The 24,060-nt window shown below is 74.1% G+C and carries 18 protein-coding genes and 3 pseudogenes; 4 read left to right on the forward strand and 17 right to left on the reverse strand.

The features are described from left to right. Window positions 1-20: 20 nt before the first annotated feature. Complete coding sequence (locus ACQEVS_RS17635) at window positions 21-749, forward strand: ABC transporter permease (RefSeq protein ID WP_433021497.1); 729 nt, start codon at window positions 21-23, stop codon at window positions 747-749. Between the two features lie 59 nt (window positions 750-808). Here the strand turns inward: ACQEVS_RS17635 and ACQEVS_RS17640 are convergent. From ACQEVS_RS17640 to ACQEVS_RS17660, 5 genes and pseudogenes are all read right to left on the reverse strand, one after another. Further along, a pseudogene (locus tag ACQEVS_RS17640) lies at window positions 809-1,752 on the reverse strand (aminoglycoside phosphotransferase family protein). A 49-nt stretch (window positions 1,753-1,801) separates the two neighbouring features. Continuing rightward, the gene (locus ACQEVS_RS17645; RefSeq protein ID WP_433021499.1) at window positions 1,802-3,064 is read right to left on the reverse strand and encodes a CynX/NimT family MFS transporter; all 1,263 of its coding nucleotides are present in this window, start codon (window positions 3,062-3,064) and stop codon (window positions 1,802-1,804) included. Between the two features lie 68 nt (window positions 3,065-3,132). Next, entirely contained in the window at window positions 3,133-3,849 is a 717-nt protein-coding gene (locus ACQEVS_RS17650; protein WP_433021501.1) for a FadR/GntR family transcriptional regulator, read from the reverse strand. Window positions 3,850-4,079: 230 nt separating this feature from the next. Further along, window positions 4,080-7,016 carry a helix-turn-helix transcriptional regulator gene (locus tag ACQEVS_RS17655; protein WP_433021503.1) on the reverse strand — a complete coding sequence of 979 codons (2,937 nt, stop codon included), beginning with the start codon at window positions 7,014-7,016 and terminating at the stop codon, window positions 4,080-4,082. A 75-nt stretch (window positions 7,017-7,091) separates the two neighbouring features. Continuing rightward, a complete protein-coding gene (locus ACQEVS_RS17660; RefSeq protein WP_433021505.1) occupies window positions 7,092-7,664 on the reverse strand; it encodes an NADPH-dependent FMN reductase in 573 nt (190 codons plus the stop codon). Window positions 7,665-7,863: 199 nt separating this feature from the next. On the opposite strand from ACQEVS_RS17660, the gene ACQEVS_RS17665 reads away from it, so the two are divergent. Next, window positions 7,864-9,384, forward strand: a complete 1,521-nt coding sequence (locus ACQEVS_RS17665) for an MFS transporter (protein WP_433021507.1) — start codon at window positions 7,864-7,866, stop codon at window positions 9,382-9,384. Window positions 9,385-9,589: 205 nt separating this feature from the next. Here ACQEVS_RS17665 and ACQEVS_RS17670 read toward each other — a convergent pair whose 3' ends face one another. After that, entirely contained in the window at window positions 9,590-9,946 is a 357-nt protein-coding gene (locus tag ACQEVS_RS17670; protein ID WP_433021509.1) for a DUF6247 family protein, read from the reverse strand. Between the two features lie 176 nt (window positions 9,947-10,122). Between ACQEVS_RS17670 and ACQEVS_RS17675 the strand changes: the two genes are divergently transcribed. Beyond that, window positions 10,123-10,863, forward strand: a complete 741-nt coding sequence (locus ACQEVS_RS17675; RefSeq protein WP_433021511.1) for a rhomboid-like protein — start codon at window positions 10,123-10,125, stop codon at window positions 10,861-10,863. Between the two features lie 184 nt (window positions 10,864-11,047). Here ACQEVS_RS17675 and ACQEVS_RS17680 read toward each other — a convergent pair whose 3' ends face one another. From ACQEVS_RS17680 to ACQEVS_RS17720, 9 genes are all read right to left on the reverse strand, one after another. Then, window positions 11,048-11,860, reverse strand: coding sequence for an HAD family hydrolase (locus ACQEVS_RS17680; protein WP_433021513.1), 813 nt, complete (start codon window positions 11,858-11,860; stop codon window positions 11,048-11,050). Then, window positions 11,857-13,134, reverse strand: coding sequence for a serine--tRNA ligase (gene serS / locus ACQEVS_RS17685; protein WP_433021515.1), 1,278 nt, complete (start codon window positions 13,132-13,134; stop codon window positions 11,857-11,859). The genes ACQEVS_RS17680 and serS overlap by 4 nt, the downstream gene beginning before the upstream one ends. A 642-nt stretch (window positions 13,135-13,776) precedes the next feature. Next, window positions 13,777-14,727, reverse strand: coding sequence for a prephenate dehydratase (gene pheA, locus ACQEVS_RS17690; protein ID WP_433027653.1), 951 nt, complete (start codon window positions 14,725-14,727; stop codon window positions 13,777-13,779). Between the two features lie 244 nt (window positions 14,728-14,971). Continuing rightward, window positions 14,972-16,351 (reverse strand): iron uptake transporter deferrochelatase/peroxidase subunit, encoded by a 1,380-nt coding sequence (gene efeB, locus ACQEVS_RS17695; protein WP_433021517.1) that lies wholly within the window; start codon window positions 16,349-16,351, stop codon window positions 14,972-14,974. A 36-nt stretch (window positions 16,352-16,387) separates the two neighbouring features. Continuing rightward, complete coding sequence (locus tag ACQEVS_RS17700; protein WP_433021519.1) at window positions 16,388-18,364, reverse strand: copper resistance protein CopC; 1,977 nt, start codon at window positions 18,362-18,364, stop codon at window positions 16,388-16,390. A 6-nt stretch (window positions 18,365-18,370) separates the two neighbouring features. Further along, a complete protein-coding gene (locus tag ACQEVS_RS17705) occupies window positions 18,371-18,835 on the reverse strand; it encodes a copper chaperone PCu(A)C (RefSeq protein WP_433021521.1) in 465 nt (154 codons plus the stop codon). Further along, window positions 18,835-19,497, reverse strand: a complete 663-nt coding sequence (locus tag ACQEVS_RS17710; protein ID WP_004954120.1) for an SCO family protein — start codon at window positions 19,495-19,497, stop codon at window positions 18,835-18,837. Before ACQEVS_RS17710 ends, ACQEVS_RS17705 begins: the two co-directional genes overlap by 1 nt. Before the next feature lie 80 nt (window positions 19,498-19,577). Further along, on the reverse strand, window positions 19,578-20,333 hold the full coding sequence (locus ACQEVS_RS17715; protein ID WP_433021524.1) for a YcnI family copper-binding membrane protein: 756 nt from the start codon (window positions 20,331-20,333) through the stop codon (window positions 19,578-19,580). Window positions 20,334-20,435: 102 nt separating this feature from the next. After that, window positions 20,436-21,239 (reverse strand): hypothetical protein, encoded by an 804-nt coding sequence (locus ACQEVS_RS17720; protein WP_433021526.1) that lies wholly within the window; start codon window positions 21,237-21,239, stop codon window positions 20,436-20,438. A gap of 177 nt (window positions 21,240-21,416) precedes the next feature. Here ACQEVS_RS17720 and ACQEVS_RS17725 point away from each other — a divergent pair. Then, window positions 21,417-21,994, forward strand: a pseudogene (locus ACQEVS_RS17725) (ATP-binding protein). A 117-nt stretch (window positions 21,995-22,111) separates the two neighbouring features. Here the strand turns inward: ACQEVS_RS17725 and ACQEVS_RS17730 are convergent. After that, window positions 22,112-23,295, reverse strand: a pseudogene (locus ACQEVS_RS17730) (RNA polymerase sigma factor). Continuing rightward, window positions 23,295-23,708: a YciI family protein gene (locus ACQEVS_RS17735; RefSeq protein WP_433021528.1), complete on the reverse strand. Its 414-nt coding sequence runs from the start codon at window positions 23,706-23,708 to the stop codon at window positions 23,295-23,297. Before ACQEVS_RS17735 ends, ACQEVS_RS17730 begins: the two are co-directional and overlap by 1 nt. Window positions 23,709-24,060: the final 352 nt, after the last annotated feature.

Here is a 24,060-nt window from a genome sequence, read left to right on the forward strand (position 1 = left end):
TGAAAGGAGGCGCCGAACCCATGCACCGCTTCTACCACCCGACCGTCGCCCGGCTCACCTACCGGGGACTCCTCGGCCGCCGCAGGGCCGCCGTCCTCTTCACCCTCCCCGCCCTCCTGCTGATCATCTCGGTGGCGGTCCGCCTGCTCACCGGCGCCGACGACGACACCGCCACCAAGGTCCTGGGCGGCTTCGCGCTGGCGACGATGGTCCCGCTGATCGGCGTCATCGCAGGAACGGGCGCGATCGGCCCGGAGATCGACGACGGCTCGGTCGTCTACCTCCTCGCCAAGCCGGTGAAACGACCGACGATCATCTTCACCAAGCTCATCGTCGCGACCGGCGTCACGGCCGTCTTCTCGGCCGTCCCGACCCTGCTCGCCGGGCTCGTCCTGAACGGCGACAGCCAGCGGATCGCCCTCGCCTACACGATCGCCGCGGCCGTCGCCTCCGTGACGTACAGCGCCCTCTTCCTCCTGCTGGGCACGGTGACCCGGCACGCGGTGGTCGCGGGCCTGGTGTACGCGCTGATCTGGGAATCGCTGTTCGGCAGCCTGGTACCGGGCGCGCGCACGCTCAGCGTCCAGCAGTGGGCCCTGTCCCTGGCCGAACGCATCGCGGCGCCCGGCGCCATCTCCTCCGACGTGGGCCTGCCGGTGGCGGTGGTCCTGCTCGCGGGGGTGACGGTGGCGGCCACCTGGTACGCGGGCGAAAAGCTGCGGAAGCTGACGCTGGCGGGGGAAGAGTAGGGAGCTCGGGTCCCCCAGAGGGCGCGTCCCTCCTTCGTGAAGGGAGGGACCGGGGCCCCTCACACATACCGCGCCAACGCCCGCACCACCGTCACCTGCTCCTCCTCCAGCCGCGTCCCCCGTCCTCCACCGTCCACAGCGAGTTCTGCAGCGCCCGCGCCAGAGTCCACCGCGCCGCCCGTCCCCGGTCCAGGCTCAGCACGTCCGTCATCAGGTCGAACCGCCGCCGCAGGGCCCGCTCCACGTCGCCGGTGGCGATCAGGTCGTCCCACCGGTTGTCGAGCGCCGGCATCAGGTCGAAGCAGGGGTCGCCGACGAGCGGCACGGGGTCGATGGCCAGCCACGGTCCGCGATCGGCGGCGGCGTCGGGGAGCGGCGCGAGCACGTTCTCGTAGTGCAGGTCCCAGTGCAGCAGCCGGTCGCCGGGCTCGTCGGCGACCTCGCGGACGGCCTCGGCGCAGTCGCCGAGCCAACGGCGCTCGTCCGCGTCGTCCAGGGCCGTCGAAGCCTGGGGTACGGCCGCGAGCATCTCGCGCACCACGTCCCGCAGGTGCCGCAGGCCGTCCGGCGCGGGAGCGGTGTGCAGCCGGGCCAGCAGTCCGGTGAGGGCGAGCAGCGCGGCCTCCGCGTCCGTGACGCCGCCCAACGACCGCGCGGCGTCGAGCCGTTCGAGCAGCATGGTGCCCGTCGCGGGGTCGTGTTCGAGGAGCCGGACCGCGCCCCGCCCGGACCAGGCGCGGAGCGCCGGCGGCTCGCCGGCCCGTTCCTCGTCGACGGGCTGGAGCTTGAGCGCCGCCGGGGTGCCGTCCTCCCGGCGTACGGGCAGGACGAGCGCCACGTAGCCGTGGGCCGGCTCCCCGTCGGACCGCAGGTTCCAGCGGTCCAGGAAGCCGGCCGCCAGGCCGGGCAGGCCCGCGATCCACTCGGCGGCGTGCTCCGGGTTGTGCTCCTCGTGGTGCTCGGCGAGCTGTGGGGGGACGGTGATCGGGGGCGGGGTGGGCACGGGTCGCACGCTCCTCACGGGTGACAGCGGTCTCACCCACCCCAACGTCTCAGATCTTCCGATCGCGCCCGGCGCCGAGACCCAGGAACACCAGCGCCAGACAGGCGGCGAGGAGCACACCGATCGGCAACTCCCACCCGCCCGTGGCCTGGTGGACCGCGCCGACGGCGAACGGGCCGACGGAAGCGAGCAGATAGCCCCAGGTCTGGGCCATGCCGGAGAGCCGGGCCGCGGTGTGCGCGTCGCGGCTGCGCAGCACCATCAGCGTCAGCGCCAGACCCAGCGTGCCGCCCTGGGCGACGCCCATCATGGTCGCCCACAGCCAGGCCCCCGCCACGGGAGCGAGCAGCAGGCCGGTCGTCCCGCCGGCCATCAGCAGGACGACGCAGACGGCCAGCAGCCGCTGGTCGCGCAGCCGCCCGGCGAGGACGGGCACGACGAACGAACCGGCCATCTGTACCAGCGTGTAGAAGGCGTAGACGAGCCCCGCCTCGCCCTTGTCCATGCCGTGGTCGGTGAAGACGGTCGGCATCCAGGCGATGCACACGTACGCGACCAGCGACTGGGTGCCCATGAGCAGGGTGACCTGCCAGGCCAGCCCCGAACGCAGCAGGTTCGGCCCCTCGGCGGCGGTTCCGCCGGCCGCGGGGGCGACGACGTGGTGGCCGCCGCGCCGGGCGATCAGCGCCTGCGGGATCCACACCACGACGGCGACGGCGGCGAGCAGCGCCCAGGACGCGAGCGAGCCGCGCCAGCCGCCGAGGGCGTTCTCCAGCGGGACCGCGCAGGCGGCCGAGACGGTGGCGCCGAGGATCATCGCCGTCGAGTAGAGGGCGGTCATGCTCGCGGCCCGGTCCGGGAAGTCCCGCTTGATCAGGCCGGGCATCAGGACGTTGAGGAAGGCGATCGCCGTGCCGACCAGCGCGCCGCCCACGAAGAGCGCCACCACCGGCGGCGCGACGCGCACCAGGATGCCGCCGCAGAGCAGGACGAGCGCGGCGCACAGCACCGGCTCGGTGCCGAATCGCCGGGCGAGCCGCGGCGCGGCGATCGAACCGAGGCCCATGAAGACCAGCGGGATGGTCGTGACTAGGCTGCTCGCGGTCGCGTTCAGTCCGAAGTGGTCGTTGATCTCGCCGACGAGCGGGGAGACGCCGGCGAGGGCGGCCCGCATGTTCAGCGACGCCAGGACGATGCCCGCGAGGACCAGCGCGGGGTGCGCCCGCAGGGCGCGGACGGCGGTGGGGGCGGGGGCCGCCGAGGGGGGCTCCTCGGCGGCTATGAGGGGTGTCTGGGGCCTCGATTCGGACATGTGGGTGCCTTTCGGGTGGAGCTCGGGGGTGGCGGGGGCGTGGAGAACGGCAGGCGTGACGGGTGCCGTCACGGCCGCCGGTCGGCCAGCAGCGCCTCGACCGCCTGCTTGGGGCGTTCGAGAAGCGCCCGCGCGGCACGGTCGGCCGCGTCCGGGTCGCCGGAGGCGATGGCCTCCATGAGGTCGCGGTGGTCGCCGTGGAGGACGCGCGGCATGTCCCGGTCGCCGAGCGCCGTGAGCAGCGCCTCGCGCACGGAACTGCTGAACCAGGTGTACGTCGCGGTCAGCGCGGTGTTGTGCGCCGCCTCGACGACGGCCTTGTGGAACTCGATGTCGTGGTGCGCGTACAGCTCCACGTTGTCGGCGTCCGGCTGGCCATGGTCGTCCTCCAGCTCCGTCTGGGCGTCCAGGGCGGCGCGCATCCGCTCCAGATCGGCGGGCTCGTGCCGGGTGGCGGCCAGCCGGGCGGCCTCCGCCTCCAGCGCGATCCGCAGCTCCAGGACGTCGCGTACGCCGGCGCGCTGCACGCCGCGCATGATCTCCGCCGGGTCGGCGGTGGACACGACGAACGTCCCCTCGCCCTGCCGGGAGCGCAGCATCCCCGCGTGCACCAGGACGCGGACGGCCTCGCGGACGGTGTTCCGCCCGACCTGAAGCTGCTCGGCGAGGGCGTGCTCGGTGGGGATGCGCTCGCCTACCGGCCACTCCCCGGCCGCCACCTGGGCGCGGAGCTGCTCCACGACGGTGTCGACGAGGGACTGGCGTCCTGCTGCTTGTAGTGCCACGGTCGCCTCCGGCGGGGGTTCGTCTGCGGTCCACCGGTGTCCCGGTTGCCCAGTCATCCTACAACCTGCGCTTGGTGGCGCCCCGGTCCCGCCCTTTCACCGTTTCTGCGGGAGGGCCCGCACCCCCTGAAACCGCGCTCCGCGCGGTTTCAGGACGAGCGGCGAAGCCGCGAAAAGTGGGGTCTGGGGCGCGGCCCCAGGAAGCGGCGAAGGGGCGGGGCCGGGGCACCTCACACCCCCAGCCGCGCCAGCTCCCTCCGCGAACTGATTCCAAGCTTCGGGTAGATGTTCGACAAGTGGTACCCGGCCGTCCGCGGGCTGATGAACAACCGGGCGCCGATGTCCCGATTGCTCAACCCCTCCGCCGCCAGCCGCGCCACCTGCGCCTCCTGCGGCGTGAGCCGGTCGAGGAGGCCCGGCGCCGGGGCCGGCGCCCCCAGGCTCTCGCCGGAGGCGCGCAGCTCCGCACGGGCCCGCTCCGCCCAGACGACCGCCCCCAGCCGGTCGAAGGTGTCCAGCGCCGCCCGCAGCAGGGGCCGCGCCTCGGAAGCCTGCCGGCGCCGGCGCAGATGCTCGCCGTAGAGCAGCTCGGTACGGGCCCGCTCAAAACCGGACCCCCCTTGCCGGTGCAGGCCCAGAGCCCGCACGAAGCCCGCCCCCGCGGCGGCCGGATCGGCGGCCAGCAACGCCCGGCAGCGCTCGGCGACCGCCTCCGTCCACGGCCGCGGGTACGCCGCCGCGTGCCGTTCGTACCAGGCCAGGGCCGCCCGCCCGCCCTCCGGCCGGTCCAGGCGGGCGGCGGCCTCGACGAGATCGGGAAGGCTGCCGATCACACCCTGCCGGTCCGGGCCGGCGGTGACGGCGGAGAGCCGGTCGAAGGCCGCCTCGGTGCGGCCGAGGCCCAGGTCGAGGAAGGCGAGGGCGCAGGCGGCGTGCACCGTGCCGGGGGCCACGCCCCGCGCCAGGGCATCGGCGGTCAGCTCGCGGCAGCCCTCCTCGTCGCCCCGGACGGCCGCGAGCTGGGCGAGGACGGTGGCCAGGTGGACGCGGACGCGGGCGTGCCCGGTGTCCTCGGCGACGCGCATCCCCTCCGTGGCGGTGGCCAGCGCCTCCCGGTGCAGGCCGAGGAGCAGCTGCGTCCGGGCGAGGAGCATCTGTACCAGGGCCAGCGTGCCGATCGCGCCGCTCTCCCGGCACCGCCGCTCCAGCGCGACGGCCAGGTCCCGCGCGGCCGGCAGGTCACCCGCGAACAGGTGCCACCAGCCGAGGCGCACCGCCTCCCGCAGGTCCGCCGCCGACTCCCCGTCGGCACCGATGAGCTGCCGGACGGCGTCGGCGCCGGCACCCGGGTCGTCGGGGCCGCAGCGGTGCTGCCCGGCGGCGAGCCGGGCGAGCGCGGCGATCCGCCCGGCCTCGGACAGGCCGAGCTCGGCCGCCTGCGCGGCGGTACGGTCCAGGGCGTCCTGATCCCCGGCGTGCCAGGCGGCCTGCGCGGCTTGGAAGAGCAGCGGCCCGACGAACTCGGGGGCGGGGCCGGCAGGTCTGGGGGCGGGATCGTCGAGTTCGCCGACGGAACCGTCGAGTTCGCGGCCGAAATCGGCGAGTTCGCGGCCGGAACCACCGAGTTCACGGGTGGACCCACCGCGTTCACGGCTGGATCCACCGCGTTCACGAGCGAAGGGGACGTGTTCACGAGCGAAGGGGACGTGTTCACGGGCGGCCCCGGCCGGTTCGGGGGCGGTCCCGACGAGCTCCGGTACGACCCCGGCGAGCAGGGCGTAAGCGTCCCGGGGGCGGCCCTGTTCGTCGAGGGCCTCGGCCTTGATGCGTACGGCGCCGGCCAGCGCGCCGGGTCCGTCCGCCAGGGCCACGGCCCGGCCCGCCAGCTCCTCCGCGTGGGCCGGCTGCCCGGCGTCCGCGGCGGCCCGTGCCGCGGCCGTCAGCCGGCGGCACCGGCCGGCGGCGTCCGGGGTGAGCTCGGCCGCCCGCTCGTACGCCGCCGCGACGGCGCGTGAACTGCCGCGCGCGCGGGCGCGTTCGGCGCTCTCCTCCAACAGGAGGGCGGTCTCCGGATCCGGCCCGGTCGCCGCGGCGGCGAGGTGCCAGGCCCGCTGGTCCGCCTGGTCCGGGCGGCCGGCGAGCACGTCGGCCAGCGCCCGGTGGGCGGCGATCCGGCGGATCGCGGGCGCGTCCTGGTAGACGGCGGTCCGCACGAGGGGGTGCCGGAACGCGAACCGGCCGTCCGCGAGGCCCAGCAGCCGGGCGCGTTCGGCCGGTTCGAGGTCGTCGAGGGAGGCGTCGAAACGTTCCGCCGCGCCGAGCACCGTCGCGAGGTCGGCCCCGCCCGCCGCGGCGGCGACGAGGAGCAGGGCCCGGGTGCGTTCGGGCAGCGCCGTGACCGACGTCGTGAACGCGCGCAGCAGCCTGCTGTGCCGGGGCAGCGCGGCCATGCCGTACGGGGAGGCGTACCGTTCCGCGTCGCCCTGGGCGCCGGGGAGTTCGCGCAGGGCGAGGGGGTTGCCCGCGGCCTCCTTGAGGACGAGGTCGCGCGCGTGCCGGGGCAGCCCGGCGGCCGATTCGTCCAGCAGCGCCCCGGCGGACTCCGCGTCCAGCCCGCCCAGACGCAGCTCCGGGACGCCGGGGGCGGGGAAGGCGGGCGCGTCGTCCTCGCGGACGGCCAGCAGGACGGCGATGGGCTCGGCGCCGAGCCGGCGGACGGCGAACAGGAGGGCGTCCGCGGACTCCCGGTCCAGCCAGTGCGCGTCGTCGACGACGCACAGCAGCGGCCGTTCCTCCGCCAGTCCGTCGAGGAGGGTGAGCACCGCGAGGCCGACGAGGAAGCGGTCGCCCCCGGTGCCGTCGGAGGCCATGCCGAAGGCGGACCGCAGCGCCTCCGCCTGGGCCGCGGGCAGCCCGGCGACGCGGTCGAGTACCTCGGCGAGCATCAAGTGCAGGCCGGCGTACGGAAGTTCGCCTTCCGCCTCGACGCCGGTGCCGCGCAGCACCCGCATCCCGGCGCCCTGCGCGGTGCGGGCGGCGTGGTCGAGGAGCACGGACTTGCCGATGCCGGCCTCGCCGCGGAGCAGCAGGGCGCCGCTGCGCCCTTCGCGGGCGTCGGCGAGGAGCCGGTCGAGCGCGTGGAGTTCACCGGAGCGTCCATGAAGCATGCCGGTCACAGTAACCGCTGGTCAGAGCCGTGCGAAGGGGCGAGCGAGGCGAATGGGGCCAGTGGGGAGCCAGCGTCAGGCAGCGTAGGGCACCTCGTCGCGGGCCTGCCGCAGGGCGCGGCCCCACCAGACGAGCTGGTCGAGCATGCGCTTGGCCGCGCCGTTCACCACGGCCGGGTCCAGCGGTTCGCCCGCGTCGTCGAAGCGCTCCCAGGCCATGTGGAAGCTGACCGTGTCCCGGACGGTGACGGCGTGCAACTCGGCGAAGACCTGCCGCAGGTGCTCCACGGCGCGCAGGCCGCCGCTCACCCCGCCGTAGGAGACGAAGGCGACGGGCTTGGCCTGCCACTGCGGGAAGTGCCAGTCGATGGCGGCCTTCAGGGAGGCGGGGTACGAGTGGTTGTACTCCGGCGTGATCACCACGAAGGCGTCGGCGGCGGCCAGCCGCGGGCTGACCGCGGCGACCTCGGGGGTGGGCTCGCCGGACAGGGTGCTCGGAATGCCGGCGTCCGCCAGGTCGATCACGTCCACGTCGAACCCGGTGTGGGTCCGGGCCTCGCGGACGAACCAGTCGGCCACGGTCGGGCCGAACCGGCCCTCGCGGGTGGAACCGACGATGACGGCGAGGCGGAGGGGAGCGGTGTTCATCGCGGTACGTCCTTGACGGTGTGAGGGGAAGGGCGGCCGGCCGATCGGCGGCCTCCCGGTGACGTCGAGAACGCTACGGACCCGGCCCCCACCCGCACATCTGTCGAATGACCAGGTCTCGACGACCGGGTGGACGGGTCGCCGAACCCGGTCGTCCGGCAGATGTGGCGGCCCGGCCGGTGGACCTAGCGTCGCCGCCATGAAAGCCGCCACCGTGACCACCACCGCCCCGATCACCACCGCCCCGGCGACCACCCCTCCGATCACCGCCCGCGAGGCCCCCCACCGCCCGGCCGTGACCCTCGCCCTGGTCCTGCTCGGGATGCTGACCCTGGCCATGTCGATGTCCGGCACCACCGTGGCGCTCCCGGACATCGGCGCGGACCTCGGGGCGTCCGGCGCGGGCCTGCAGTGGGCGGTCACCGGCTACTTCCTGACCGCGTCCAGCTTCATGCTGGTCACCGGCGCGCTGTCCGACCTCCTCGGCCGCCGCCGCGTCCACCGCGCCGGCGCCGCCCTGTTCACCGCCGGCCTGCTGCTGAGTGCGACGGCCACCGACGTCCTGGTGCTGGACGCGGCCCGCGCGGTCGCCGGCCTCGGCGCGGCCGGGGTGATGGCGAGCGGCGGCGCGCTGCTGGCCACCACGTTCTCCGGCCCGGCCCGCACCAAGGCGTACGCCGCCCTCGGCACGACCGGCGGCATCGGCTTGGCCGCCGGGCCGACGATCTCCGGGGCGCTCGTCGGCGGACTCGGCTGGCGGGCCGGGTTCCTGGTGTTCGCCGCGGTGGGCGTGGTGCTGCTGGCCGGCACCTTCCTCGTCGCCGAGTCGCGGGCGGCCGTCCGGCCGCGCCTGGACGTGCCCGGTGCCGTGACCTTCATCGCCGCGCTCGCCCTGGTGATGACAGGCGTCACCCAGGGCCCGCAGAACGGCTGGACGCATCCGCTGGTCCTGGCCGCCTTCGGCGCCGGCGCGCTCCTGCTCGTCCTCTTCACGGTCCTCCAGCGCCGCTCGGCCCACCCCGTCCTCGACCTGACGCTGGTCCGCGACCGCCGCTATCTGGCCTGGACGCTCGCCGGGCTGACGGGAGCCGTCGGCTTCGCCGGCTCGCTGACCTACCTGCCGACCTACTTCCAGGGCGTGAACGGCGTCCCGGCGGGCGAGGCCGGTACGACGATGCTGCTGCTGACCGCCCCCGTCCTCGTCGCGCCGCTGGTCAGCGGGCAGTTGGTGAACCGGGGCGTGCCCGCCCGGCTGCTGATCACCGTCGCCATCGCGCTGGTCGCCGCCGGCAACGCCTGGCTGACCGTCCTCACCCCGGGCGGCGGCGTCGCCCTCCTGGCCGGACCGCTGCTGACCATCGGCATCGGCACCGGACTGGCCAACGGCATCATCGACGGCCAGGCCATGAGCCTCGTCGACCCCGAGCGCTCCGGCACGGCGGCGGGCTTCCTCAACACCGTCCGCGGCGGGGGCCAGGCCATGATGATCGCCGCCCTCGGCGCGCTGATGCTCAGCCTCCTCCAGGACCGCCTCGGCTCCGCCGCCCTCGCCGCCCGCGTCGCCTCCGGCCACCTCACGGGCCCGGACCACGCCCACCTCGCCCGGCAGTTCACCGGCGTCTGGCACACGGCCCTCTGGGGCATCGCCGGCCTCACCGCCCTCCTCTGCGTCACGGTGGCCACCCTGCTCCGCGCCCCGCGGCCGACTGCCACACGGTGAGCCCCTCCCCCCTCGGAACCGGCACCGCGAACGGGCCCGGAAGGCACCCGCCTCCCGGGCCCGCGAGCCTGACGTCGGTACCCGTACCGGCGAGGTCGACGAACCGGCCGGCCGGCCAGTCGCTCCGCCTCCGCCACCACGTGCGCGGGGATTCCACCCGCGACATGGCCGTGGTCGGGGTCGTACTCCCAGCGCCAGTCCCCGCTCACCGGGGCGGCAGACCGATGGCTGCGTGGGCTCCGTCCAGAATCCGTCCGATCGCTGAGGCAGCCGCCCGTGCCTGGGCGGCATCGCCCGACTGCGCGGCGTCTTCCCAGCGGCGGAGGTCTGCGGCGAGGTCGGGCTGGCGCTGGATGCGGACATAAACCGCCCACTGGGCGATGAAGCGCTGGAGCGGCGCCAGGTCGGAGCCTTGCCGGGACTGGTCCGCGGCTTGGTCAAGCTCCCTGGTGAAAGCCGGTAGTGCGGCAGGCGCGATCTGGCTGATGGCCTGCCGCAGCGCGGTGACCGTGGCAGGGGGTTGTGGGATGAGCGGTTGCCCGGCGGCGGCGGAGGTGGTCACGGTTGCTCCCATGGGCGCGATTCTGATCCCGGCCTCAGCGTATCGGCCACGAGTGCGTTTCCCGCCGCTCGAACGAGTGAGGAAGAAGCGATTCGGCGCCCGGCTCGCCCGGCTCGTCCCGCGGCGCCCGGGGTCGTCCGCTGTCCGCCCGGCAGCCCCTCGACTACCGTCGAATGATGCAACAGGACGAACCCGAGGCCCCCGGGAGCGGCCGTCCGTCGGTTCCCGCCCGGGTGCGCCGGTACGGACGGGGCACGCTCGAGGCCCGGGACCTCGTCCGCTCCTGGGTCCGCAGTTCTCCCGGCACCCACATCTGGCTGCTCGTCATCGGCGTCACCAGCCTCGTCATCGCGGCGGCCAGCGAGGGACTGGAGACCTTCCTCCTCCACCGCACCAGCAGCAACATCCACGAGCTGAACAAACATCCGCTCCAGTCCCTGCTCATCAGCGGCTTCTGGATCGAGACGCCCTCGTCGTTCCTGCTCTACGTCGTCCTCTTCGAGCTGCTGCACGCCAACGTGGAGCGCTGGGCCGGGACCTGGCGGTGGCTGTTCACCGTCGGCGTCGCGCACATCGCGGCCACGCTGATCAGCCAGGAGGTACTGCTCGTCGCCATCGAGCACCATGCGGCGCCGCGTGCGATGCGGCACGTGGTGGACATCGGGGTGTCGTACGGGCTGGCCGCGGCGGCGGGGCTGCTCACGTACCGGATTCCGCGGCCTTGGCGGTGGGGGTGGCTGGTGGCGGTCGTCCTGTTCTTCGCCACACCGCTGGCGACCGGCGGCACCTTCACCGATGTCGGGCATGCCATCGCGGTGACCGTCGGCCTCGCCTGCGGGCTGCTCGTACGCGGCCGGCCGACGTGGGACGGCACGGCGCCGGTCCGCGCCGTCCGGGCCCTGCGTGGTGGGGGATGAGCGGTGCCCCGGCCCCGCCCTTGCACCGTTTCTCGCGGGGGCTGCGCCCCCACACCCCGAAACCGCGCTCCGCGCGTTTGAGGACGAGCGGCGAAGCCGCGACAAGGGGGGGCTGGGGCGCAGCCCCAGGAAACGGCGAAGGGGAGGGACCGGGGCACCATCCGCCGAAGGCGTACCTCCCGCCTCAGCCGAAGAGCCGCTCCACCACGACGGCGATGCCGTCCACGTCATTCCCCGCCGTCACCTCGTCGGCGACGGCCTTGAGCTCCGCGTGCGCGTTGGCCATGGCCACGCCGTACCCCGCCCAGCCGAACATCGGCACGTCGTTCGGCATGTCGCCGAAGGCGATCGTCTCGGCGGCCTTCACTCCGAGCCGCCGCGCGGCCAGCGACAGCCCGGTCGCCTTGCTCAGCCCGAGCGGAAGCAGCTCGACGATGCCCTCACCGGCCATCGTGACGTCCACGAGCCCGCCCGCGGCGGCCCGCGCGGCGTCCGCGAGGGCGTCGTCGCCGAGCCGCGGGTGCTGGAGGTAGAGCTTGTTGAGCGGCTCGGCCCACAGTTCCGCCCGGTCGGTGACGGGGACGGGCGGCCGTGGCCCCTCATGGAGCCGGTAGCCGGCGGTGACCAGCAGGTCGCCGTCGAGTCCGTCCCGGGAGGCGGCCAGGTGCAGCGGTCCGGTCTCCGCCTCGATCTTCTCGACGGCGAGCGCGGCCACCCGCCGGTCCAGGGTCACCGAGGTGAGCAGCCGGTGCTCGCCCGCGTGGTAGACCTGCGCGCCCTGCCCGCACACCGCGAGGCCCCGGTAGTCCAGCGCGTCGAGTATGTGTTTCGTCCACGCGACCGGGCGGCCGGTGACGACGATGTGCGCGGCCCCGGCCGCCGCCGCGAGGGCGAGGGCGGCGCGGGTGCGCTCGGAGACGGTCTGGTCGGACCGCAGCAGCGTGCCGTCGAGGTCGGTGGCGACGAGACGGTACGGGGGCGGGGGCGCGGACGTCACTTGGCGACCGGCTCCAGGACCTCGCGTCCGCCCAGGTACGGCCGGAGGACCTCGGGCACCCGGACCGTGCCGTCGGCCTGCTGGTGGTTCTCCAGCAGCGCGACGATCGTGCGCGGCACCGCGCACAGCGTGCCGTTCAGCGTGGCGAGCGGGCGGACGTTCTTGCCGTCGCGCATCCGCACGGACAGCCGGCGGGCCTGGAACTCGTCGCAGTTGGACGTCGAGGTCAGCTCGCGGTACTTGCCCTGGGTGGGGATCCACGCCTCGCAGTCGAACTTGCGGGAGGCGGAGGCGCCGAGGTCACCGGTGGCCGTGTCGATCACCTGGAACGGCAGCTCCAGGCTGGTCAGCCACTGCTTCTCCCACTCCAGCAGCCGGGCGTGCTCCGCCTCGGCCTCCTCCGGGGCGATGTACGAGAACATCTCCACCTTGTCGAACTGGTGGACGCGGAAGATGCCCCGGGTGTCCTTGCCGTACGTACCGGCCTCACGGCGGAAGCAGGGCGAGAAACCGGCGTACCGCAGCGGCAGCTGCGCGGCGTCGATGATCTCGTCCATGTGGTACGCGGCGAGCGGCACCTCGGACGTGCCGACGAGGTAGAGCTCGTCCTTGTCCAGGTGGTAGACGTCCTGCGCGGCCTGGCCCAGGAAGCCGGTGCCCTCCATGGCGCGCGGCTTGACCAGCGCCGGGGTGAGCATCGGGGTGAACCCGGCCGCTGTCGCCTGCGCGATGGCGGCGTTGACGAGGGCGAGCTCCAGGAGCGCGCCGACGCCGGTGAGGTAGTAGAAGCGGGAGCCGGACACCTTGGCGCCGCGCTCGACGTCGATCGCGCCGAGCGACTGGCCGAGCTCCAGGTGGTCCTTGGGCTCGAAGCCCTCGGCGGCGAAGTCGCGGGGGGTGCCGACGGTCTCCAGGACGACGAAGTCGTCCTCGCCGCCGCGCGGTACGTCGGGGTGGACGAGGTTGCCGATGCCCAGCAGGAGGCGCTGGGCCTCCGCCGCGGCCTCGTCCTGCTCGGCGTCGGCTGCCTTGACGGCGGCGGACAGCTCGCCGGCCTTCTTCAGCAGCTCGGCCTTCTCGTCGCCGGTGGCCTTGGGGATCAGCTTGCCGAGCGCCTTCTGCTCGGCGCGGAGTTCGTCGAAGCGGACGCCGGACGACCTGCGCCGCTCGTCGGCGGAGAGCAGCGCGTCGACGATGTCGACGTCCTCTCCACGGGCGCGCTGGGAGGCGCGCACACGGTCGGGGTCCTCACGAAGCAGGCGAAGGTCAATCACCCCCCCAGGCTACCGTTGACCGTCGCGATCACTCGACGCGATATTCCTCTTCGGCAGGGTTTGCCCCATTCCGGGTGGTTTTCCCGGCTTTCCGAAACCGGCTGCGGGTCGGCTGCGAAAGGGCTGCGGGCCGGATGCGAAAGGGTGGAAAACCCATGGGGCGCATGGGGTGAATTCGGCGATCCGCCGCGAAAAGGCGAGAGGTCGACGAATCGCCCCAGGGCCGTGAGGAAGCGCCTGTGGAGCCTTTGGTTGTCCACAGGAAGAGGTGATTCCGGTTTGTTGTCCACAGGGTGTGCGCGAAATCTGTGGATGCCGGAAGCGGATCTTCCGGCTGTTTTCGTTATCGGCCACGGTTTGGTGGCTTTCTGGCGGATAAACCTTGTTCCAACACTCTTTCGGGTGGAGATTTCCCGCTCTTAAGGGTTGTTCGAGACCTTTCGGCTGACTCCGGGGTGGTGGACGATCCCACCACCCGACAGCCGCCCCTGTGGACGATCCGGTGGATTGCTAGAGAGATTTGTCGACGTTGACCGATTCGTGCCGCCCGGCCGACCCTCACTCTGTCGACTTATCCCCAGGAGTGGGCCACCCTGTGGATAACTCTGTGGACGACCCCACGGCAGGCCCTCGGGACGGTGCTCAGGCCCGCCCGTCCTGGCAGCGCGCCAGCCACTCCGCCGCCGCCACGAAATCGGCGTCCGACGTCCCCGGCCGCGGCGCGCCCCCGGCCGACGCCCCCGGCTCCCCGCCCTCCGCACTCGCGCGCGGATACGACCCGAGGAACCGCACATTCGGGCAGATCCGCTTCAGGCCCATCAGCGTCTCGGCCACCCGCCGGTCCGTGATGTGCCCCTCGCAGTCGATGGAGAAGCAGTACCGGCCCATGCCCTCGCCCGTCGGCCGCGACTCGATCCAGGTCAGGTTGACGCCGCGCGCCGAGAACTCCTGCAACAGCTCCATCAGCGCACCCGGGTGGTCGTCCCGCAGCCATACGACCATGGACGTCCGGTCGGCACCCGTCCGGGCCGCGGGCCGCGCCGGCCGTCCCGCCAGCACGAACCGCGTCTCGGCGTTCCGCGCGTCGTGGATGTCGGTGACCAGCGGCTCCAGGCCGTACGTCGCGGCGGCGAACTCCCCGGCGAACGCCGCGTCGTAGCGGCCCTCCCGGACCAGCCGCGCCCCGTCCGCGTTGGACGCCGCCGACTCCCAGCGCGCGTCCGGCAGATGGGCCGCGAGCCACTTGCGCACCTGCGGCTGGGCGACCGGGTGCCCGGTCACCGTCTTGATGTCGGAGAGCTTCATCCCCGGCCGGACGAGCAGGGCGAACGCGATCCGCAGCAGCACCTCGCGGTAGATCATCAGCGGGGTGCCGGTGGCCAGTTCGTCCAGGGTCGCGGTGACGCCGCCCTCCACCGAGTTCTCGATCGGCACCAGCGCCGCCGCCGCCTCGCCGCCGCGCACGGCGTCCAGCGCGGCCGGGACGGACACCTTGGGCACGAGCTCGCGCGTCGCCGCCTCGGGGAGCGTACGCAGCGCGGCCTCGGTGAAGGTGCCTTCGGGACCGAGGTAGGTGTAGCGGCTGGCCGACATCACGCGATACTCCTCCGAACGGTCCGCTGCGGAGAGCGGGCTGCCGCCACGATACCGAGCGGGAGGGGAGGGCCCCTGCCTGCCGGCGGCCTTCCCGCCCACCGGTGGCCTTCCCACCCACCGGCGGCTCGGGCGCAGCAGCAGCCGCCACGTCCATCGACGGCCCGGACGTACCACCGAGCCCAGGCGGACCGCCGACCCCCGCCGCACCACCGTCCTCGGCCCCTCACCGCACCGCCCCCGACTACCCCTCCAGCAGCCGCTGCCCCACGTACTCGCCCTCGGCGCAGCCGCCCGGCACCGCGAACAGCCCGCTCGCCTCGTGCCGCAGGAAGCGCGACAGCCCGTCCCCCCGGTCGAGCTTCCGCTGCACCGGCACGAACCCCTTCATCGGGTCCGCCTGCCAGGCGACGAACAGCAGTCCGGCGTCCGGGGCGCCGTCGTCGCGGAAACCGTCGTGGTACGAGAAGGCGCGGCGCAGCATCGTCGCGCCCCGGTTGGCGGAGGGCGCGGCGACGCGGATGTGGGCGTCACCGGCGATGGCCAGCCCGCCGTCCGGTCCGATCTTCTCCAGGTCGACGGGGGTCGTCTCGCCGCCGCCGGACAGCGGGGCGCCGTCCGACTTGCGGCGGCCTATCACCCGTTCCTGGCGCTCCAGCGGCAGGTTGTCCCAGGTGTCCAGCAGCATCCGGATGCGCCGCACCACCGCGTACGAGCCGCCCGCCATCCAGGCGTCGGGGCCCTTGTGGTCGCGCGGGACGAAGATCTTCTCCTCGAAGTCCGGGTCCGTGGGCTTGGGGTTGTTGGTGCCGTCGACCTGGCCCATCAGGTTGCGCTGGGTCATCGGGCGCGGGGTGGCGCCGGGGGTGCGGTTGAAGCCGCTCATCTCCCAGCGCGGCCGGACGGCGTCGCCGGCCTGCTTGCGGAGCAGCCGCAGCGCGTGGAACGCGACGAGCGCGTCGTCGGCGCCGATCTGCACCCAGAGGTCGCCGTCGCCGCGCTTGGGGTCGAGGGCGTCCTGGGTGAAGGCGGGCAGTGGTTCGAGGGCGGCGGGCCGCCGGTCGGCCAGACCCGTGCGGTCGAAGAAGGTGCGGCCGAAGCCGAAGGTGACGGTCAGCGAGGACGGCCCGGCGTCCAGCGCGATGCCGGTGTCGTCGCCCTTCGGCGCCCGGCCCTCCGCCAGTTCGGCCGCCGTCGCCGACCAGCGTCTGAGCAGGGCGGCGGCGGCCTTGCGGTCCGCGCCCGGCGCGAGGTCGAAGGCCACCAGGTGGCCGTGGGCCTGGGCGGGGTCGGCGATGCCCGCCTGGTGGTCGCCGTGGAAGGGGACGGTCGCGGAGCCGACGCCGGACAGCGGGTCGGGGTCCTTGCGGACCGCCTCCGCGACCGAGGCGCCGCCCAGGCCGCCGACGACGAGCCCGCCGGCCCCCACCGCGCCGGCGGTGCCGAGCAGCCGCCGCCGGGAGAGCCCGTCCGGCTTGCCTTGGGATTCCGCCTTCTTGCCGGTCTTGGCGGTCGTGTCAGCCTTACCGGTCTTGGCGGGCTTACCGCCCTTGGCGCCGGTGTCGGCCTTCACGTCGGCCTTGCCGGTCCGCTGCGTCTTGGTCTTGCCGGAACTCTCAGCCATGAGCCTCAGCCATCTCAGCCATCACAGTCTCAGCCATCAGTCGATCTTCACGTCTTCGATCTCGGTGACCTGGTCGATCTCGGAGGTCCGTACGGTCAGGGTGAGCTGCCACCGTCCCGCCATGGGCAGCTGGAATCCGGAGGCACGCGACCGGCCGGCCGACAGGCGCTTCAGCGGCGCCCGCAGCGGGCCGATGCCCTTCTCCTTCTCGGTGAACGAAACCGCCACCTCGGGGACGTCCACCGGTCGCCCGGCGGGGTCCGTGAGCGTGACGTCGACGGTGTTGGCGCCGGAGCGCCCCGGGGCGACGGTGATCCGGGCCGTGCCGCGCCCGTCCTTCCCCCCGGTGTCGTACGCGATCCGCGCCTCGACCGGCCCGGCGGCGGACGCCGACGAGCCGCCGGCCGCGCGGCCGGCCCTCTCCTGCTCGGTCTCGGCCCGGCCGGGCTGGGTGGTGGTGAGGACGGTGGTGACGGCGAGCACCACCACGGCCACCGCGGCCTCGGCGAGCACGGTACGGCGCAGACCGGACCGGCCCTCGTCCGCGGCGCGCTCCCGCCGCCCGGCGGCCTTGGCCATCGCGGCCCGCTGCCGGGCGAGTTGGGCGGCACGCTCGGGCGACGCGCCGGCGGCCCCTTTCTCACCGGTCTTCTCGCCGGATTTCTGGCAGGCCTTCTCGCCGGTCTTCTCGGGTACGGCCTTGGGGCGCGCCCCGCGGCCCGGCGCCCGGTCGGTGAGCCGCGCCGTCCAGCGCCGCGAGAACGCCGCCAGGACGACCAGCACCCCCACCAGCCCCACCTTGACCAGCAGCCATCGCCCGTACTCCGTACCGGTCAACGCGGCCCAGCCGCCGACCTGCCGCCACGACTGGTAGGTCCCGGTGGCGACGAGGATGCAGACGGCGGTGAAGGCCAGCCGGGAGAACCGGCGGGCCGCGTCGCCGGGCAGCGGCTCCTCCGTCCCCAACGCGGCGAGCAGCGCGGCGAGTCCGCCGAGCCACACGCCGACGCCGAGCAGGTGGAGGACGTCGACGGGCATGGCCACCCAGGGCTGGAGGCCGGCCGAGGCGTGCTCGGCCGCCGCCCAGGTCGCCGCGAGCCCCGCGGCCACCAGCCCGCCGCCGGCGCCCAGCCCCCAGGCGTACGCCCGCCGCCCGCCACCCGTCCGAGCGCGCTCGCCGGAAACCCCCGGCCGCGTGCGTTCGCCGGAAACCCCCGGCCGAATGCGCTCACCGGAAACTGTCGGTTGGACGTGCTCGCCGAACACCACGGCCAGCACCACCGCCGCCGCGCTGAGCAGCAGCAGCCGCGTCAGCAGGGCGGCGCCCGGCCGGCTGGACAGCGCGTCCCCGAGCAGCGAGAGGTCGAGGACGGCACCGGGCCCCCGGCCGCTCGTGTAGGCGCCGCGCAGCACCAGCAGCGCCGCCGTCGCCAGGAACAGCGCCACCCAGCCGCCGACCGCGACCCGCCGCACCCCGCGCCCGGTGTGGCACACGGCGGCGAACACGCAGCCGCCGACGAGCAGCGCGAAGCCCGCGTACGCGGCGTACCGCGCGGTGTCGTAGAGCGTCCCGACCACCGGGTCCGTCCCCTTGACCGCCGCCTTCACCGTGGTCGCCGAGGGCGCGCCGACGGAGAAGGTGAAGGCCCCGGCCACCGGGTGGCTGTCGGCGGAGACCGCCTGCCAGGCCACGGTGTACGTCCCGTTCGCGATCCCGGCCCGCAGGGTGACGGCCGCCGTCTCGGACCGACCGTCGACGTGCGCGGGCCGCCCGTCGTCGACGCGCGCGCCCTTGGGGTCCAGGACCCGCACCGAGTCGGCGCCGAGCAGCACCCCCTCGGAGAAGGTGAGCCGGACCTGGCGCGGTGCCTCCGGCACCACCGAGCCCTGGCGGGGGTCGGTGGCGGTGAGCGCGGCGTGCGCCGACGCGGTGCCCGCGGCGGTCAGCACGCAGAGCAGGGCGGCGGCGAGCGCGCCCAGCAGGCCGCCGAGCCGACGGACGGTCGTGCTCATGCCGCGTCAGTCCTTGGGCCGGTACGACGCGTCCTCGACCGGCACCTTGATCTTCACCGGCGCGGACGTGGCGAAGTGCAGCGTGAACTCGATCTTCTCGCCCACCTTGGGCAGGTGGTCGAGCTTGCCCAGCATCAGGTGGTTGCCGCCGTGCGTGAGGGACAGGCTGCCCTTCGCCGGGACATCCAGCTTCTCGGTGTGCTTCATCCGCGAGCCGTCGGTGGTGTGCAGGGTGACGTCGCGGGAGAGCGGCGTGGTGACCTCGGTGAGCTGGTCGGTCGAGTCGCCGTCGTTCTTGACGGTGAAGTACGCCGCGGCCATGTCGTCCATGGCCGGCCGGGGCATGTAGGCGCCGCTGACGGACAGTTCGGGGCGGTCGGAGGAGCCGGTCCCGGTGCTGGCGATGGCCACCAGCGCGCCGGCCAGCAGCAGCGGGAAGGCCGCCACCGCGGCGATGACGGACTTGCGCATCAGGGGTTCTCTCCCTTGACGATCTTCGGGAGGCCCTTGGCGTACTGGTCCGCGGTGGTCTCGGCCGTGTAGAGCCAGTGGCCCTTGTCGTCCTTGGGCGAGAACCCGACGACCTGCGCGCCGTGGCTGACGGTGACCGAGCCGTCCTTCTCCTTCTTCGGCTTGTCGACCAGGATGCCCAGCGGCTTGGCCGCCGCCTGGATGGTGTCGAACGAGCCGGTGAGACCGACGATGTCCTGGCCGCCCTGGGCGTCCAGCCACTTCCGCATCCGGGCGGGGGTGTCCCGCTCGGGGTCGGTGGTCACGAAGACGATCCGCAGCTTCTCGCGGTCGGCCTGCGGCAGCTTCTTGGCGGCGGCGGCCATGTCGGACACCACCGTCGAGCAGACGTCGGGGCAGTAGGTGTAGCCGAAGTAGAGCAGCACGGGCCGGCCCGCGGTCTCCTTGACCAGCTGGTACTGCTTCTCGGAGGTGTCCTTCAGGACCAGGTCCGGCTTGGCCTTGGCGTCGTCCAGCGTGATCGGCGACTTCTTCGGCTCGCCGCCGGACACGTCGGCGATCGGCTTGTCCTCCGCCTTGTCGTCGGAACCGCCGCAGGCCGACAGGGTGAGCGCGGCGGCGAGGGCCAGCACCGTGCTCGCGGTCTTGGTACGCATGCGCATGGAGTGCTTCTCCAGGTGTGGGTTCGGGGATGGGGGCCGGCGGCCGCCCGGTGCGGCGCCGGCCCTGGCCGTTCCGTGCGTCAGGCCGCCGTGCGGCGGCGTCCGGCGAACACGCCGAAGGCGGCGCCCGCCACACCGACGACGATGCCGACGACGCCGAGGACGCGGGCGGTGGTGTCGGTGGAGTCGCCGTCGCCGGAGTCGACGGCCGCGGTCGCGGTGCCCTGGTTGTTCTTGCCGTCGTCCGCGGGCTTGCCGGCGGCCGGCTTGTCGACGAGCTTCAGGACGGGGGCGGGGTGCTCGGGCTCCTCGCCGCCCGGCTTCGACGGGTCGATCCAGCGCACCACGTCGTCGTCGGAGTACGTCTGGAGCGCCTTGAAGACCAGCTCGTCGGTGTCGGTGGGCAGCTGTCCGACCGACAGCGGGAACTGCTGGAAGTTCCCGGGCTCGATCTTGCCGCCGGTCCAGACGACCTTGCTGACGGCCTCGTCGATGGACTTGCCGTGCATCCGCACCGGCTTGTCCAGCTTGGTCTTCTCGACCTTCACGTCCCAGCCCGGCACCGCCTGTGGCATCACGGAGACGAGTGGGTGCTTGGGATCGAGGGCCAGCTCGACCTTGACCGTCGAGGCGTTGTCCTTCTCGTTCGGCACCTTGACGGAGATCGTGCTGTAGCCGCCCTTCTCGGCGGTCCCGGGCTGCACGCTGACGTGCGCCGAGGCGGGCCCGGCGAGGAACAGCACCCCGGCCGCGGCGGCGGTGCCGACGGCGGCGAGGCGGCCGGCGCGGGTGCCGAAGCGGGGGCGGGCAGCGGTCATCGTGGTCTTGGCGTTCATGCGAAAACACTCCCTGTGCAGGAGGGGGCGGATGAGGTGGCACGCGTACGGCCACCACGCGTCCGCCCTCCCGCCGTGCGGCGGACGGAGTGCGACGCGTGCTCAGGCCGCGAGGGCGAACCGCGGCGGGCCCCGCCTGATCACGACGTGGTGCAGCTCCGGCTCGCGCGCCGGGCGCTCGTCGTCCCCGCCCGCCCGGCGCGCGAGGACCACCGGCCGCCGCAGGACACCGGCCAGGAGGGCGCGGACGAGCCCCGCCGCCGCGCGCAGCGCGCGGACCAGCGCGGCCTCCACGACGACGCGCGCGGGCCGCTCCGACAGCCGCACCAGGCGCCACAGCGCCGCCTCGCCGCGCCACAGCAGCCAGCCGACGGCCAGGGCCGCGAGCAGATGGCCGAGCAGCATGGTGGGCGAGGGCATCAGGACGTGTGCGACGGCGTCCCACGGCCCGTTGCCGCCGTGGACGTCCTGGGCCGCCGGGGCCGTCGGGGCTGTCGGGGCCGAGGCGCCGAGCCCGGCGTCGGTGAGGATCCGGCGCGCCTCGGCCGGGGAGGCCGGGGGCCGCTGATTGCACAGCAGCCGGCCGGCGAAGGAGACCAGGGGCCCGTCGTGTCCGGTGCGCGGGGACGCCTCCGGGCCGCGCTGGCCCACGGCGAACAGCGCGTGCAGCGCCACCTGGCCCACCGCCAGACAGGCCGCGATCCCCGGCAGCGAGCGCTCCCGCCCGGCCAGCGGCGCGACGAGCCCGAACACCACCGCGAAGCCCGCCGCCAGTGTCCACACCGGGACGGGCGCGCAGGACGCCAGCGCGTGCCCGGCCGCGGACAGCAGAACGCAGACCGCGGTGAACACCGCGGCCCGGAGCAGTCGCAGATCGGCGCCGGCGCGCGCGACGGGGTGAGGCATGGCCGCGCCATCATCCCACCGGACGCACGCCCTCCTCACGGCAGGGTCCACCGCATACCCCAATGCGCCGTCCTGTCGCATCCGCCGAATGAGCGGACTCTCACGCCCGGCAGGCTTACCACGTGTCGCGCACGGCTATAGGTATCGGTATGTCGAGCCGCGGCCGGGAGGCTGAGCATGAGCATCTGGTGGTCACTCCATTTGCGGCGCGAGGCTGCGAGCGTTCCGCTCGCCCGGCGGCTGCTGGTCGGTGCGATGGAGACGGCCGGTGTCGACCCCGAAACGGCCTACGACCTGGCGGTCGCCCTCAGTGAGGCGTGTGCCAACGCCGTCGAGCACGGCGGTGACGAGTCCACCGGCTACCGGGTGACGGCCCGCATCGACGGGGACACCTGTCGCATCGAGGTCACCGACTCGGGCCCGGGCTTCGCCACCCCTCCGCGAGCCCCACGAAGCCCGTGAGCGCCACGAATCCCACGAGCTCCGCAGGCCCCTCGGGTGCTACGGGTGCTCCGTGCGCTACGGGTCTCAGGGCGCCCCGCCGCCTCCCGCACCGCGCCGAAGCGCGAACCTCCGCTCCGGCCCCCGCCCACACCCCCGCCTCCGCCCACGACGAGCACGGCCGGGGCCTGTTCCTCATCGAGTCCCTCACCGACCACGTCCATGTCCGCAACCGCCCGGGGCGGCAGGGGGCGGTCGTCACCTTCGACAAGATCCTCAAATGGCGCGAGGACGCGCTGCTGAAGGCGTCCTGACCGCTGCGGTCGCGGCGAGGAGCGCGGGCGCGGGCGGGGGCGCCAACCTCGCCGGACCGGCGGTCGCGCGCCGGGCCGTGTGCCGGGGACCTGACATCGAGCGAGAGGGATCCGGGATCAGCGGCCCCGACGGGCGTTGAGCCGGGCGGCCCGGCGCGTCAGATGATCGCGCTCGGCGAGCGTGGGCGCCTTGAGGGCCGCCTCGGCGTACAGCCGCGCCGCCGTCACCGGGTCGCCGTCGCGCTCGTGGAGGTACGCCGCCACCGCGGTGTACCGGGGGATGGGGTCTCCCCGCTCGAGCGAAGCCGAGAGCCTGGGGAAGAGGCGTCCAACGCCGCGAGCGCCGCCAGGCCGGCGCGCGGCCCGTCGGCCTCCCCGACGGCCACCGCGCGGTTGAGCCGGACGACCGGGCTGTCGGTCAGACGCATGAGCTCGTCGTACCACTCGACGATCTGCGCCCAGTCGGTCTCCTCGGCGGCCGGCACGTCCGCGTGCAGCGCGGCGATGGCGGCCTGGGCCTGGAACTCGCCGAGCCGGTCGCGGGCCAGGGCCGCCTGCAGGATCGCGACGCCCTCGGCGATCAGCGCGGTGTCCCACCGGCCGCGGTCCTGCTCGGCGAGCGGCACCAGACTCCCGTCGGGCGCGGTCCGGGCGGCGCGCCGGGCGTGGTGGAGCAGCATGAGCGCGAGCAGCCCGGCCACTTCCGGGTGGTCGACGGCGGCCGCGAGCTGCCGGGTGAGCCGGATCGCCTCGGCGGCGAGGTCGACGTCGCCGGAGTAGCCCTCGTTGAAGACCAGGTAGAGGACGCGCAGCACGGTGGCGACGTCGCCGGGGCGGTCGAACCGCACACCGGAGACGGTGCGCTTGGCCCGGCTGATCCGCTGGGCCATCGTCGCCTCGGGCACCAGGTAGGCACGGGCGATCTGCCGCGTGGTCAGCCCGCCGACGGCACGCAGCGTGAGCGCGACCGCTGACGACGGCGTCAGCGACGGGTGCGCGCAGAGGAAGTAGAGCCGGAGCGTGTCGTCCACCGCGGGCGCGGGTCCGGGCGGCGGCTCCTCCTCGACGCGCCCCTCCCGCCACCGGCGGGCGGCGTCGGCCCGCGTCGCGTCGAGGAACTTCCGCCACGCCACGGTGACCAGCCACCCTTTGGCGTCCCGCGGCAGATCGTCCGGCCAGACCCGCAGTGCCTCGACCAGCGCGTCCTGCACGGCGTCCTCGGCCGCCGCGAAGTCGGCTCCGCGGCGGCCGAGGACGGCGAGGACGCGCGGGGTGAGGCTCCTGAGCAGGACCTCGTCCATCAATGGCACTCGGTGATGGCAGGCGTCGCCGTCATCACCGGCCGCACCTCCAGCCACTCGTGAATCGGCTTCCCGCCGGCCCCCGGCGCGGCCGACAGTTCCCCGGCCAGCTCGACGGCCCGCTCGTGACTGTCGACGTCGATGATCATCCAGCCGGCGATCAGGTCCTTGGTCTCGGCGAACGGCCCGTCGGTCACCGGCGGCCGCCCTTCCCCGTCGTAACGCACCCACTCCCCCTCGGGCGCGAGCGCGTTCCCGTCGACGAACTCCCCGGTCTCCTCCAGCCGGGCCGCGAAGTCGTGCATGAACCACACATGCGCCGAGATCTCCTCCGGCGTCCACTGATCCATGGGCACGTTGTTCACCGGAGCCGGGGCGCCGCGGTAGTGCTTCAGCAGCAGGTACTTGGCCATCGTCGTTCTCCTCGGTGCTGGTGCGGCCCATTGTGACCGCGTCCACACCGGGGACGGAGCAGGACGGGGATTCTCGACATCGGCGGCCGAAGAATGTGCGCGGGTGGGCACCCCTCAGCCCGTCCGGCGTTTGAGGACGAGCGGCGAAGCCGTGAAAGGGGGTCTGGGGCGCAGCCCCAGGAAACGGCGAAAGGGTGGGACTGGGGCACCCCCCACCCCGACCCGCGCCCGCGGAAATCCGCTGGCGACGGTGGAACGCCCGCTGCTACGTTCCGCCCGTATCCGCCGGGGCCCGGCCCCGAAGCCCGAAAGAAGAGGTGTGTATGACGACCCGGCCCGCGCCGAGCGCCCC

Source organism: Streptomyces sp. CA-181903 (assembly GCF_050937075.1).
Taxonomy (GTDB): Bacteria; Actinomycetota; Actinomycetes; order Streptomycetales; family Streptomycetaceae; genus Streptomyces.